The sequence below is a fragment of the Brevibacillus sp. MS2.2 genome, assembly GCF_013284345.1.
GTDB classification, from domain to species: Bacteria; Bacillota; Bacilli; order Brevibacillales; family Brevibacillaceae; genus Brevibacillus; species Brevibacillus brevis_C.
Map to the genome: position 1 here is coordinate 233,203 of NZ_JABSUZ010000003.1, position 12,751 is coordinate 245,953.

A 12,751-nucleotide genomic window follows, 5' to 3' on the forward strand; every position below is an offset into this window, starting at 1 on the left:
GACTGTTTTAGGCAGGAGGATTAAGCGGAATCAAGTTTCCGTCCTCCTGCTTTATGCTGATGGAAAACCCTTGTACCAGCTGTGCGCTGGACATCGCTTCAAATACAGCAGCAGCAGCCTTCTTCGTATCGATTACGCGGCAAATCACCGCTAACGTCCTCTCGCTGTCTTCCCCGCCGTCGCTATGGCCATTCCCTGTCTTTCCCAAGCATTCGTCCAACAGTTGTTCGATCAAATAGCGCATCTCAATCTCTGACTCACACAATTGAGGAAAGTGAACGATCATCGGATGGAAATCGTTCGTTTTCATGACCTGGTATCCTTGTTCTTTCATCTCTTCTGTCCAGCTCTGTAAAACTTCGTCTGGCCTTCCCTCGATCTGCTCCGCTACAACAGCAAAATGCTCGCCAACTTCCCCTACATTTCCGTAATGAATAGTATAAAGGTGCTCCGTTTCCTCATACCAAACCTCCCAGTAACTCCACCTCGTTTCGTTTTTTTTCAGCATCCGAATCACCGTTGTTCAACTCCGTTCAAATTGTAACCGTTTTGTAAATTATTCCACTGATCGACAGGTCTTGACAACAACTTGCAAAAAGATTGATTCGAAAGACTTGCAACTTTTTCGCAAATAGGACTATTCGCTTATTCAAACGTAAAAAAAGACGGATATTGATCCGCCTACAGTCACAATCGTTTTTTGTTTTTTAGGAAATGGAAAGAGGTAAACGAATCTCAAAACGGGCTCCTTTCAATTTCGGAGAGTTTTCCGCATAGAGTTCGCCGCCGTGGTCCGCGATGATGCGTTGTGTCGTAGACAAACCTAATCCCGTTCCCTCTTGTTTGGTCGTATAAAAAGGAACGAATAAATTTTGCAGGCAAGAATCTGATAGACCAGGTCCGTTGTCTTCCACAACAATGATTACTTGATTGAGAGATGAATATACTTTCACTTGAACGAGGTTGCCTTGGGTCAACAATGCTTCAAGCGCATTTTTCAAGATGTTCAAAATGGCTTGCTTGATTCGTGAACGATGACCAAACACATGCCACTCGCCTTGTGCAATGTCCAGCTCTAGCTTGATTCCTCTTCGATTCGCTTCTGGCTCCAGTAAACGAATGACTCCATGTAACTCGTCCATCACTAAGAAACGTTCCGATACGATTTTATCATCCCTGTACCGGGCCAAAACAAGGACATCGTTCAATAGCCCATCAATGCGTTCAATTTCCGTTAAGATGACAGAAAAATAAGATTCACTACGATTTGCTTCCCCTTGCTCTCGCAACAACTGAATGAAGCCCTTGATGGCTGTTAGTGGATTCCGAATCTCATGCGCCATCCCAGCAGCCAGTTGCCCAACTGCTGCCAGCGCTTCACGCTTGTTTAATTCTTCTTCGTACTTTTTGCTTTCCGTAACATTCCGAAGAACGGCGATCGCTCCCCACATCTCTCCACCGTAATAAATGGGACTCGTACTCACTGTCGTCCATTTGCCTCTGTATTCCGCAACATAATGGCCGGACTGCCCGCGTTCAATTACCCACTGGACAAAACGCTCGCTTATATGCGGACGAAGCGCATGATCAATGTTTTGACCAATGAGTTGATTCCGATCTACGCCATATAAGTGACAGACAGCGTAATTCGCTTCAATGACTCTTAACTGGCGGTCGATCATCAAGACGGCAATATCACTGGATTGCAAGACCAATTGAACAAGCTCCTGTTCAGCGAGCATTGAAACATCTTCTCCCTTGGCCGAACTTGTAGGAGAAGTTGGAGTTTTCTCAACCGGAAATTGATGCGAATTTTTGTTGAAGACATCGTCCATTTGATGCAAAATATAGTCCATCGATTGATAGAGACGAATCTGTCCTTGCAAAAGCTCTACTCGGTCTATTTCCGTCGTGGCAAGAGAATTTGCATTGTTATTCATTTCTTCAATAATAACGTCTCGACACTTACGCAAAAATTGCTGTAAAAACGTCAGATTCATTCCGACTAACGAAAATCTATACGCAATTTCGCTCAATTCTCGCTCGAATGTATACGTGTCGATTACTTTTACTACTTCAATCCATTTCGTGATTTGCTGAACAAACAAAGCCTCTGTATTTTCGCGGTCTTCTAGAAGCAAAGCAGAGTAATGATGATCTGAAAGAAAGGAAAACGTCTTGGCCACCGCCGCAGGGACCAAATGAGTAAGATACTTACTTATTCGATTTTTCAAAACACTCTGGCTCCTTTTCTCCGTGCTTCATTGAGGCTATTTTTCCAAGTATGTATAGGCTCTATTATGGACGTAAATGAGACAAGATGTAAAGCGGCATGATGATATCCTGGTGCAGAGAATGACACCATCCAATCAGGTTCTCTACTTATCCTTACAGACAAACAATCTCGGCTAGCATCCTATTATCGCGCGTTATCTATTGACTTTTTCGGACATCTTCACCCCCTCGATCATGTTTGACTGAAAACGCTTACCCAACATTTTCTATCATATCACGATCGAGCATAAAAAGGAAAAGTATGTTTATTATTCAATCATCCAAAAAGCATTTGCCCCCCTAGAGACAAATGCTTTCGCTTTATGAATGGGATTTGACAGCGTAATTGCGCAAATCCGATTTTACCGGGCTATTTGGGTTGGTTCCTGTATGCGCGCGCTTGAATGCTTCGCTTTCAGTCCAATTTTTAAATGATTCCTCATCTGTCCATTTCGTAAAAACGATGTATTCGTCACCTTCCGTTGGTGCCAGGAAAAGGAACTCCAAAAAACCCGGAACCTCCTTCATCCGTTCTCCCCCACTACCAAATGCGCGTTCCAAATGGGATTGGTAGTCTGCTGGTACAGTCAGTCTGTTCATGGAAACATACATGATGGTCACACATCCTTTTCATTGGGTTCATCTACCAACTCCCATTATACTACTACTTTGGTGAAAAACCTAAAAACCGCAAACGCTATTCGCGCCTGCGGTTAATTTGTTGCTCGAGCATGATATCCATCAAGAGTGTATCCTGCAACGGATCTTTCGGGTCTACCGTCAACAGGGCAGCAACAGCGGCCATCGCACATCGAACGGATTGGTAGGAATAAAAGGCATCCCGCTCCGATTCGCTGAACAAAGATATATCCGATCGCTCTTGGGTCGGGTATGGGAAATCAGTCTCGACACCAGCACGATCCAGTACAATGAGTGCCTGTTTAATCGCAATCAATGCGGCGCTGACACTAATGCCGTATTCTTGGCGTAAATCCTCCCATACCTGAAAAGCTGATTTTTCTACCCTTTCCTGATTGGGGCGCGTAATAATTCCTGTTTTACGTCCTTCTTTCAATAACCAATCCACAAAAATATCATTGCGTGGCGGAAAAGCGTATACTTGCAGCCTCATTTCCAATTCTGTCGGGTGATCCTTGGCAAAACGCGCGTGAGCCAACGACATTTCGTAACGCCTGGACGGATGCCCAGGAACTGTGACAAATACTGTATCTTGTCGAACAGCTGCAATTTGCAGCTTGGTTCGTGCGGGTATCCTGCCTTGAGGTGCCTTTTCCCTGCGAATATTCCCAGGAATCAATTCTACTCCGAATTGATGGTACTCCAGTGGTGAATCTATCCAAGGGATGGGCTCTCTCGACTGTATTTCGTATAGCCCGTTAAACGTCACCCATTCGCCCGGGCGGCGCTGGCTGCGAACCAAAACAGCATGAACTTCCTTTTCTGGTGGCAATTCCGTATCTTGATCCACCGGTGTGGGATGCATTCGCTTGTGTTCGATAAGAATGCAGTCGGTCATGAACAATCTCTCGAGTAATTCCCGTTTGCTCACCCATTCATATCCGATACGGTAAATCCGATTTTTCATCGGCTTCACCTCCTTTTGATCGCCAAAATTGCATCATCCTGGTTTGTTTCTATTACCCTACCATATGTAATCGCCGCTTTGTCCGTGCTAACGAGATCGTACAATCCGCTGTAGCGCTTGGGCTGCTTCTTCTGGTGATTCGGCACGGCTGATCGCACTGATAATCGCAACTCCATCGGCCCCGGCAGCAAGCACTTCAGAAGCATTTTCCAGTGTAATGCCACCAATTCCGACGATAGGCAAGTCATTTCCGACTGCCTGACGGATCTCCTCTAGCCCCACTGGTCCGATAGGCTCGCCAGCATCTGCCTTAGAACGGGTAGCGAACATCGCTCCTACGCCAATACAATCAACGCCGCCGCTTTGGGCAGCGAGTGCCTCTTCGACCGTACCAGCCGAAACACCGATGTACATCTCGGAGCCAACTTTTGTTCGTACTTCCGACAACGCCATGTCATCTTGCCCGACATGGACGCCGTCTGCCTGCAAGCGAATCGCCAGATCCACATCATCATTCACAAAAAATAATGTATCATGTTCACGACATAGCTGTTGCAGCTGTCTGCCCAACTCATATTGTTCCCGAGCAGTCAGCTTGCTTCCTTTATCACGTAGCTGAAGCGTGCCCACTCCTCCGCGCAATGCTGCTTCCACGATTTGCACGGTCTTTTCACTGGAATAGCCGCAATCCTGCGTACCAATGACAAAGTATACACTCATCTTTTCCCGAAGTCTTTGTATATCTCGCATGCTTTATTTCCCCTCCCAACGATCCAATGCCTCTCGATAAGCGCTGGCTGCTGACTTGGCATCAATTGCATCGGTGATCCCCGATAAGACAGCGATGCCCGCACACCCTGCTTCCAAAACTTGCGCTGTCCGATCCGGTGTGACTCCGCCGAGTCCGATGATCGGCACATGCCATTTTGCCGTCATTTGCGCGAGTTCGACTGTTCCTCTTGGCGCAAGACCTGGCTTCGAACCACTCGCAAAAATATGCCCGTAGAGCAAATAATCGACTTTTGCCGCAATGGCTTGCTGTGCTTCAACCACGGAATGGACGGAACGCCCTATTTTTTGACCAGTCTTCAGCACCATTCTCGCTTCTGAAGGAGACAGACTATGGTATGCCAGATGAGCACCGGCACACCCCGACGCAGCAGCCACGTCCACCCGATCATTCACGATCAAGGACGAAAGGGGGATGACATTCGCCAATGCCTTTACCCAATCCATGCATTCCTTTGCAGTACGCTGTTTTTCCCGAATATGTAAAAAGTTCATACCACCTGCATAAGCAGCTTCTGCCATTCGCAATACCTCATTAAGCGAATGCCGACCGCTCGTAATCACATGCAGCTCACGAATGCTTGACATCAGGTTGGACACCGCCTCCAGCGAGTGCTGTCACACATTCCTGCAGCCATTGGGTCGTTCGGTCTTCTTTGTCAGTCGGCGACTGAGCCAACAGCTCAATCACGAGCCGACGCAAGAAAAATGCTTGTTGCACGGTAAGTGGAAAGGTAATATTTTTCGGCTTCGTTTCCTGTTTCTCCAACGTTTCCACACCCGCCAACAAAATATCACCGATGGACTCCACAAGTTCGTGAACCTGTTCATTTTGCTTCAATTCGTCATAGCAGCCATCATATAGTCTGCACAAAAGTAAAAACGCCTGTGACGACAAGGTCACCGGCTGTACATTCTGCAACGGTTCCGTCATACGTTTCCCTCCACTCACTAGAAAAAAACAAAATCTATTATATCACATAATAACCTGTATCCATGTAGAAAACCGCTGATTGCTCAGCGGTCTTTTGCAGTTCCTTCATTTCGATCATTATGGTTCGATTGTCGCAAATTTGTGTTGCGATCATTTTCATCCAGCGTTTTGCCACGGTTTTTTCCGAGGTCTTTGCTGTTGTTGTTCTTTCCCAATTGCTTCACCTCCTACGTCGTTCATAGGATAGCGTAACCAATTCGGGACACTTTATTAGCTGGTTGCAAGTAGTCTATTGCGTTTGTAGATCGCATAACCGATGGCGAACGGTACACGCCACCCGAGCAAAAACGCCAACGTAATGAAGTAAGTCACACCTGCAAAAATAAGCGTAATCGGTACACCTGTCCACCAGGAGCGGATCAGTAAGCCAATGGGTGCGGCTACTGTCCAAGTAATCAGTGCCGATAATAATTGTCGGCCCGCAGATTCATACGTTCGCTGTCCATAGCTCTTGAATAGCAGAATCGCGATGATCCATCCTACCAGGAATGGGGCTAATGTTTCGATCATTCCCATGACCGTGACAGGGTAGTTATGAATGATTTTTCCGTAATAAACAAAAAGCACAAAGGCGATCAGATCCCCGAGCAGCAATAGATAGCCCGGTGTCGACAAACGCAGTCTCATGTATACCCTCTTTTCCGGGTCTTGTCAGAGTAAACCCTCTTGGTTCACCCCTATTGTACACATGCTCTGAACGCCCTTCAATCAATCCAGGCCTTTATTCACCAAACAGCAACAATTGCAGCTTTTGCTTGGCTTCTGGCCATTCACGGTCGAGTATGCTGAAGTATACCGAGTCGCGAATGTATCCATCTGGCATCACCATGTGATTGCGCAGGACACCTTCTCGGATGCCGCCGATTCGGGCAATGGCACGTTGCGAATTCACATTGCGCGAATCTGTCTTGAGCTGTACGCGAATACAACCTAATTGTTCGAAGCAGTGGCGCAAGAGAAGCCATTTACACTCTGTATTGACGCCCGTTTTCCAGACGGATGGTGTCAGCCATGTAAACCCGATTTCCAATCCGCGATCCTTTTTCGCGATCCCTAAAAATCTCGTGCTCCCGATAATCTGCTCATCTGCTCGGCGAATGATGACGAATGGCAATTCTGTTTGGGCTTGTTCATTTTTCAAAGCCTGCAAGATAAAAGCCTGAGCATCTTCTCTTGTTCGAATGGTAACGGACATATGCGGCCAAATCTCTTCGTATGCGCCTGCTTCCCAGATTCCATCCACATGGGTCATTGTGAGCGGCTCCAACCGGACCAGCTTGCCTTCCAAGATAACAGGTTGAATGTTTAACATGTCTGTCTCTCCTCTACTGTTCTGCCTTATCTATCAGGCAGAACAGCTCCCCGAAATTTTTCCAATGATACGGGCTCGCGAGGACACTGTCAAGACAAATCATCGGGTGTTACGCTTCTTCACTGATTATGACTTGCTTCCCTCTGCGCTTTAAGAAGATAGGGATTAGCAACCAGAGAAGCGCACAAACCAGAAAAGCAGCGGAAAGAGGCTTTGTAAAGAAAATCGAGAAGTCGCCATTCGAGGTCGTCAACGCCCTTCTCATGTTATTTTCAATCATTGGTCCCAACACAAGGCCGAGGACGAGCGGTGCCAGCGGAAAATCGTTTTTCGTCAGGTAATAGCCAGCTACTCCACAAATCACGAGCAAAAGCAAGTCAAACGTACTGATTTGCACAGCGTACACACCGAAAACGGAAATCGCGATAATGAGGGGAATCAGGAAATGGGACGGTGTTTCAATTATTTTTGCAAACACTTTCACTAAGGGCATATTCAAAACCAGCAGCATCACATTCCCGATAAACATACTCGCAATTAAACCCCAAGCAATTTGCGGATGATCAGCGAATAAGAGTGGTCCCGGTTGTACGTTATACATCAACAATGCACCCATTAAAATCGCAGTCGTACCAGACCCCGGAATCCCCAACGTCAACAGTGGAATCATCGCACCGCCAGAAGCAGCATTGTTTGCAGACTCCGGCGCTGCTACACCTGCGATCGCTCCTTTTCCAAAGCAACTAGGATCTTTGCTCAGCTTTTTCTCAAAAATATACGAGAAGAAGGATGCGAGAGTAGCGCCAGCACCAGGCAAAACACCAATGAAAAACCCGAGCAACGAACCGCGTGTAATCGGTCCGGCACTTTCTTTCAAGTCTTGCTTGGTAGGGAGTACTCGCCCCACTTTAATAATTTCTTTGGTCGATTGGTCGTCTTCCAGGATTGTCTTGAATACTTCTCCAAGGGCAAACAAACCAACTGCTATCGTGAGGAACTCCAAGCCTTGATACAAATCGGGAATATCGTAGGTAAACCGCGCCACACCCGAAACGGTATCCATCCCAATTGTCGCAAGCAAGAGTCCCATGACTGTCATAATGAGGGCTTTGGTCATCGACTTCCCCCCCAGTCCACTGACCGCACACAAACCGAGAAGCATGAGGGAGAAATATTCAGCAGGGCCGAATTTCAAAGCGAGATCGGATAATGGATCAGCCAAAAACACAAGAGCAATCAACGCCACGAGCCCCGCGACAAAAGAACCTATCGCTGCAATCGACAACGCTGCGCCAGCACGTCCCTGTTTGGCCATCTGATAGCCGTCCAATGTGGTAACGACAGAAGAGGATTCACCCGGCGTATTTAACAAAATGGATGTTGTGGAACCACCGTACATTGCGCCATAGTAAACGCCAGCCAGCAAAATCAGTGCGCTAGCGGCCGCACTTTCAGGAGGTAAGCCAGAAGTCAAGGAAGCCGTAACGGGCATCAATAAAGCGACTCCGCTCATTGGACCGATGCCGGGAAGGACCCCTACCGCAGTACCGATCAGAACGCCAATAAAGGCAAAGACAAGATTATGCCACTGTAAGGCAACGAGAAAACCATCCGCCAAAAATTGCAATGCACTCATGCTAACCTATCCCCTCCCTAGACGCCTAGCCAGGCAGGTAGTCCTGGAAGCGTACCTTTTAGCAAATGCACATAGATGACATACACGCCTACTGAAAACAGTAAGGAAACGATTCCCGATTTAAGAACGCTTTTACTTCCCATCATGGTGAAGGCGTACAAAAGGAAAGCGAAGCTCGCGATGACATAACCGAGTTTCTCCAGTAACAATACATACAAGACTGTCGCTGCCAAAATGAATAAAAATCGCTTGTATCGCAATGGAGTCTGTGACTCGGATGAGGACGTAGCCACGCCTTTCTTGTAGGTCTCCCACAACAGTCGCAAGCTCAACAAGATCAGGATGACGCCAAGTCCAAATGGAAACATATTCGGTCCGACCTGACTTCCATATGCACTAGACGAAATATTTTGACTTTCAGCGATAAAGAGTGCACCTACTAGCGCAAAAAACAGGCTGCCGATACGATCAAACATCAGGTTCATGTATACCTCCTAAGGTGTGGAAAAAGGAGGGGATGCCCCTCCTCTCCCTACTTCGACATACCAAGTGATGTCAACAGTTCTTTGACCTGCTTATCTTGTTCTTCCAGGAATGCGGAGAAAGCAGCAGCGTCCTTGTACTCGCTTTCCCAACCGTTTGCTGCCAATTCTTTTGTCCATGTCTCATGCGTAGAAAGTTCTTTCAGCTTTGCATCCCAGTAAGCTTTTGCGTCTGCTGGCATATCAGCTGGACCGAAGACACCGCGCCAAATGGTGAACGTCGCGTCAACGCCTTGTTCTTTTAACGTCGGAATATCTTTCAAATCGCCGCCGAGACGTTCATCAGAGGTTACGCCCAGTACGCGAATTTTACCTGCTTTCAGATATTCACCTACGCTGGAAGCATCCGTTGCGATGATATCTGCATTACCACCCAACAACGCTGCCATTGCTTCTCCGCCACCATCATAAGAAACGTATTTTACGTTTTTCGGATCAATTCCGTATTTAGCTGCTGGCATTACGCCGATCAGATGGTCCATTGATCCGGGAGCAGAACCTCCTGCCAGTGTAATTTTGCTTGGATCAGCCTTGATTGCGTCCAGCACGCTCTTGATGTCCTTGTGAGGTGAATCCGCTTTCACAACGAGGGTGCCGAAATCTTTCGTCATCTGCGCCAATGGTGTGACATCTTTGTAGCCAAATGGGCTGTTCCCCTCTTTTTTGTTATTGTTAATCAAGATAGGAGGAGAGCTCACGAATAATTTATAAGGATTGCCTTTGTCTTTGCTTACATACTCTGCCAAGAACACGGTTCCCCCACCACCCGGCTTGTTTTCGACCGTGATGGTTTCTGTCACCAGCTTGCTTTCCGCCAGCACCTTTGCTACCGAGCGGGCTGTCTTATCCCAGCCTCCACCTGCACCGGATGGAGCTACATACACGATCGGCTTTTCTGGGTATTTGGATGCCTCTGCTGCAGGCTGTGGCGCTTGCGCTGGTTGCGTTCCTGGACTTGCTGTTCCTGTATTTCCAGTACCTCCACCACAAGCAGCCAATGCTAGTGTAAGAAAAGTGGACACTGTGATTAGCACTTTTTTTCTTTTCATCAAACAAATAACCCCCTTAACCCGCTTTTTTGTAAGCGCTATCACGCTTGAACATAATGTACCACCGCAGAAGCTGGGGGAATAGTTTTCGTGCATAAGGTCTATTTTGAAAATTAATCACTTTTTGTTCATATTGTTCATGGAACATTATGGGAGATAGCGGTATTTTCTTTCCGGTCTGCCCACTGTTCCATAAATCAAGTCAGCACGCGCCTTTTTTTCCAGGACCAAGTATTCTAAATAGCGTCGCGCCGTTGTTCGACTAGTTCCAATCTCGCGGCCAATTTCCTCTGCCGAGACCCCCTTGTCTCCCGTCTGTCTGATCGCCTCGATCACTTTTTCCAAAGTTAAAAGATCAATTCCTTTTGGTGCAAGTACATCTCGATTTTTGGGGGCGACCAGCCTTCTGGTCAGCATTTGGTCAATCACTTCCTGGTCCACCTCAACGGCTTCCCTCGTTCGAATGACATGCTTGCGATAGCTTTCCAACCGTTCACGAAAACGCTCGAAAACCAGCGGCTTGACGATGTAATCAAATACCCCGCCGCGTAGCGCTTCCTGTACCATTTCCATTTCCTTGGCTGCGGTGATCATGATCACGTCTACTTCGCGGTAATGTTGCCGAATAAACCAGACCAGCTCTGTTCCCAGCATGTCTGGCAAGTACACGTCCAACAAAACGAGCTGAGGGCGCGTATAAGACAGCAATTCTTTGGCATCCGTACCATTCGTTGCTGTAGCAATTACTTCAAAGCCTTCAATCTTGCTGACAAATCGCTTGTTAATATCGATGATCCGCATATCGTCCTCTACGATGAGAACCTCCAGCTTTCTCAAGGCGCCACCTCCATTCTTTTGCGTAGGGATACTGTGAAAAGCGCACCTCCTAGCTCGCTTTTCCCAACGAGAATATAGCCGTCCAATTCGTTAATAATTCCATGAGCCTTAGCCAGACCAATTCCACGATCTTCACCTTTTTTCGTTGAAAAGCCGTGCTCGAATATTTTTTCTCGCAGCTCTTCCACAACTCCCGGTCCCGAGTCCTCGATTTCGAACATAATCTCATCGCCTGTGTCAGACAAATAACACTCCACTCGCTTGTGCTCGACGCTTGGTTCATTGACAGCTTCGAACGCATTTTGGATCAATGTCCCTAATAAAACCACGATCTGCTGTCGGTTGATCGTTGGTGGGAGCTCTTTCAAGTGACTGTCGTGATGGATGACGAACTGAATTTTCAGCTCCTTGGCTCGATTGTGCATGCCTAACAGCAAAGCCCCTATTAACGGATCGGGAATTTGCTTCGCCAAAAACAAAATCATCTCTTGCTGTGCGGACGTTTCACTCGTAATCAGCTCAACCGCTTCCTGAATCGAGCCAAGCTGTAACAAACCAGAAATGGTATACAACAAATTGTGAAATTCATGTGTTTGGGCGCGTAGTACATCCGCATAACGCCTCGCTTGGGACAATTCCGAAGCGAGCTGGTCAATTTCCGATTTGGGACGAAAGCTGCTGACTACGCCTACGACCTTCCCTCCGAACTTGATCGGAAGTCGGTTCACAATAATTTCTTTTCCGCTCATGATGGACTCGCGATCTAATTGATGCTCGCCTGATTCCAGAACTTCTGGCATACGACTGTCTGGTAGCACTTCCACTATTTCTTTGCGATGAAACTCTTCTTCTGGTAAGTTCAGAATACGAATGGCTGCCTTGTTCATCATCGTGATACGATTATTGCGGTCAATCGCCACGATTCCCTCACGGACTGACTCCAGTACAGCATTTCTTTCTACGTATAAGGATGCGATCTCCTCCGGCTCCAATCCCAAAATTAAGCGCTTTAAATAGCGACTGAGTGCAATGGCACCAGCAACACCACACAACAAGGCGAGAAGAGTCAGGATCAGTATGCGGTCTTGATAGAGGTCAATGGCCTCCTCGATATCTTCCACCAGGAATCCAACGGATACGATTCCCATGATGTCCCCTTTTTCATTTTTGATCGGCACCTTTCCACGCAAGGATGGTCCCATACTGCCGACCGCCTTCGATATGTAAGATTGACCATGCGCGAGTCCTGGCTCGTTATCTCCTCCCACCATTTCCTTTCCAATCCGATCCGGAATCGGATGCGCATACCGAATTCCCTCATGGTTTCCCACAACCACAAACTCTGCTCCGGTTTGAACACGGACGTTTTCGGCGATGGGTTGAATGAGCGCAGGAGGGTAATCGCTTGAAAAAGCGCTACGCAGCTCAGGATCGCTGGCAACAATCTTCGCCACACTCAATGCTTTTTTGCCCACTTGCTCTTCGATCGAAGACGCAACAATGGAAGAAAACACGGCTCCAACTGACGAAACAATCAGAATAATGATAATAGTAATCAATAAGATCATTCTGGTTTGCAAAGATAATCGGATTTTTCTTGTCGTCACAGCTCGCTCACCCCTTGCTTCATCTTACCATCCCAATTAGGTAAAAAGGTAGAATCATTCCCATTGTCAATGGCGAAGCTTGTCGTTTCAGGTTGTCTTTTTGCG

The 12,751-nt window shown here is 47.2% G+C and carries 15 protein-coding genes; all 15 read right to left on the reverse strand.

Going from position 1 to position 12,751, the window contains the following annotated elements; genetic code table 11:
• Positions 1-7: 7 nt before the first annotated feature.
• Positions 8-517 carry a hypothetical protein gene (locus HP568_RS04085; protein WP_048033264.1) on the reverse strand — a complete coding sequence of 170 codons (510 nt, stop codon included), beginning with the start codon at positions 515-517 and terminating at the stop codon, positions 8-10.
• Between the two features lie 190 nt (positions 518-707).
• Positions 708-2,234, reverse strand: coding sequence for a two-component system sensor histidine kinase NtrB (locus tag HP568_RS04090; RefSeq protein WP_173628404.1), 1,527 nt, complete (start codon positions 2,232-2,234; stop codon positions 708-710).
• Between the two features lie 361 nt (positions 2,235-2,595).
• Positions 2,596-2,874: an antibiotic biosynthesis monooxygenase family protein gene (locus HP568_RS04095; protein WP_254551023.1), complete on the reverse strand. Its 279-nt coding sequence runs from the start codon at positions 2,872-2,874 to the stop codon at positions 2,596-2,598.
• 97 nt (positions 2,875-2,971) lie between these two features.
• Positions 2,972-3,880 (reverse strand): hypothetical protein, encoded by a 909-nt coding sequence (locus HP568_RS04100; protein WP_048033266.1) that lies wholly within the window; start codon positions 3,878-3,880, stop codon positions 2,972-2,974.
• 87 nt (positions 3,881-3,967) lie between these two features.
• Entirely contained in the window at positions 3,968-4,630 is a 663-nt protein-coding gene (thiE, locus tag HP568_RS04105; RefSeq protein ID WP_173628405.1) for a thiamine phosphate synthase, read from the reverse strand.
• A gap of 3 nt (positions 4,631-4,633) precedes the next feature.
• Positions 4,634-5,257, reverse strand: coding sequence for a thiamine phosphate synthase (locus HP568_RS04110; protein WP_048033268.1), 624 nt, complete (start codon positions 5,255-5,257; stop codon positions 4,634-4,636).
• Complete coding sequence (locus tag HP568_RS04115; RefSeq protein ID WP_173628406.1) at positions 5,241-5,603, reverse strand: hypothetical protein; 363 nt, start codon at positions 5,601-5,603, stop codon at positions 5,241-5,243. Before HP568_RS04115 ends, HP568_RS04110 begins: the two co-directional genes overlap by 17 nt.
• A gap of 37 nt (positions 5,604-5,640) precedes the next feature.
• A complete protein-coding gene (locus tag HP568_RS04120; protein WP_173628407.1) occupies positions 5,641-5,778 on the reverse strand; it encodes a hypothetical protein in 138 nt (45 codons plus the stop codon).
• A gap of 95 nt (positions 5,779-5,873) precedes the next feature.
• The gene (locus tag HP568_RS04125) at positions 5,874-6,290 is read right to left on the reverse strand and encodes a DUF3054 domain-containing protein (protein WP_048033270.1); all 417 of its coding nucleotides are present in this window, start codon (positions 6,288-6,290) and stop codon (positions 5,874-5,876) included.
• A gap of 94 nt (positions 6,291-6,384) precedes the next feature.
• Positions 6,385-6,975: a GNAT family N-acetyltransferase gene (locus HP568_RS04130; protein WP_048033271.1), complete on the reverse strand. Its 591-nt coding sequence runs from the start codon at positions 6,973-6,975 to the stop codon at positions 6,385-6,387.
• Positions 6,976-7,084: 109 nt separating this feature from the next.
• On the reverse strand, positions 7,085-8,611 hold the full coding sequence (locus tag HP568_RS04135) for a tripartite tricarboxylate transporter permease (protein ID WP_173628408.1): 1,527 nt from the start codon (positions 8,609-8,611) through the stop codon (positions 7,085-7,087).
• Positions 8,612-8,628: 17 nt separating this feature from the next.
• The gene (locus HP568_RS04140; protein ID WP_048033273.1) at positions 8,629-9,096 is read right to left on the reverse strand and encodes a tripartite tricarboxylate transporter TctB family protein; all 468 of its coding nucleotides are present in this window, start codon (positions 9,094-9,096) and stop codon (positions 8,629-8,631) included.
• A 47-nt stretch (positions 9,097-9,143) separates the two neighbouring features.
• A complete protein-coding gene (locus tag HP568_RS04145; RefSeq protein WP_048033274.1) occupies positions 9,144-10,202 on the reverse strand; it encodes a tripartite tricarboxylate transporter substrate binding protein in 1,059 nt (352 codons plus the stop codon).
• Between the two features lie 147 nt (positions 10,203-10,349).
• Positions 10,350-11,003 carry a response regulator gene (locus HP568_RS04150; RefSeq protein WP_235617745.1) on the reverse strand — a complete coding sequence of 218 codons (654 nt, stop codon included), beginning with the start codon at positions 11,001-11,003 and terminating at the stop codon, positions 10,350-10,352.
• A gap of 32 nt (positions 11,004-11,035) precedes the next feature.
• A complete protein-coding gene (locus HP568_RS04155) occupies positions 11,036-12,646 on the reverse strand; it encodes an ATP-binding protein (protein ID WP_173628409.1) in 1,611 nt (536 codons plus the stop codon).
• Between the last annotated feature and the right edge of the window lie 105 nt (positions 12,647-12,751).

What these genes read in the sequence shown, in the direction of transcription:
- HP568_RS04095 (WP_254551023.1), bottom strand. Translation starts at nt 2,874, where the DNA reads ATGAACAGACTGACTGTACCAGCAGACTACCAATCCCATTTGGAACGC.
- HP568_RS04100 (WP_048033266.1), bottom strand. Translation starts at nt 3,880, where the DNA reads ATGAAAAATCGGATTTACCGTATCGGATATGAATGGGTGAGCAAACGG.
- thiE (WP_173628405.1), bottom strand. Translation starts at nt 4,630, where the DNA reads ATGCGAGATATACAAAGACTTCGGGAAAAGATGAGTGTATACTTTGTC.
- HP568_RS04110 (WP_048033268.1), bottom strand. Translation starts at nt 5,257, where the DNA reads ATGTCAAGCATTCGTGAGCTGCATGTGATTACGAGCGGTCGGCATTCG.
- HP568_RS04115 (WP_173628406.1), bottom strand. Translation starts at nt 5,603, where the DNA reads ATGACGGAACCGTTGCAGAATGTACAGCCGGTGACCTTGTCGTCACAG.
- HP568_RS04125 (WP_048033270.1), bottom strand. Translation starts at nt 6,290, where the DNA reads ATGAGACTGCGTTTGTCGACACCGGGCTATCTATTGCTGCTCGGGGAT.
- HP568_RS04130 (WP_048033271.1), bottom strand. Translation starts at nt 6,975, where the DNA reads ATGTTAAACATTCAACCTGTTATCTTGGAAGGCAAGCTGGTCCGGTTG.
- HP568_RS04135 (WP_173628408.1), bottom strand. Translation starts at nt 8,611, where the DNA reads ATGAGTGCATTGCAATTTTTGGCGGATGGTTTTCTCGTTGCCTTACAG.
- HP568_RS04140 (WP_048033273.1), bottom strand. Translation starts at nt 9,096, where the DNA reads ATGAACCTGATGTTTGATCGTATCGGCAGCCTGTTTTTTGCGCTAGTA.
- HP568_RS04145 (WP_048033274.1), bottom strand. Translation starts at nt 10,202, where the DNA reads ATGAAAAGAAAAAAAGTGCTAATCACAGTGTCCACTTTTCTTACACTA.
- HP568_RS04150 (WP_235617745.1), bottom strand. Translation starts at nt 11,003, where the DNA reads ATGCGGATCATCGATATTAACAAGCGATTTGTCAGCAAGATTGAAGGC.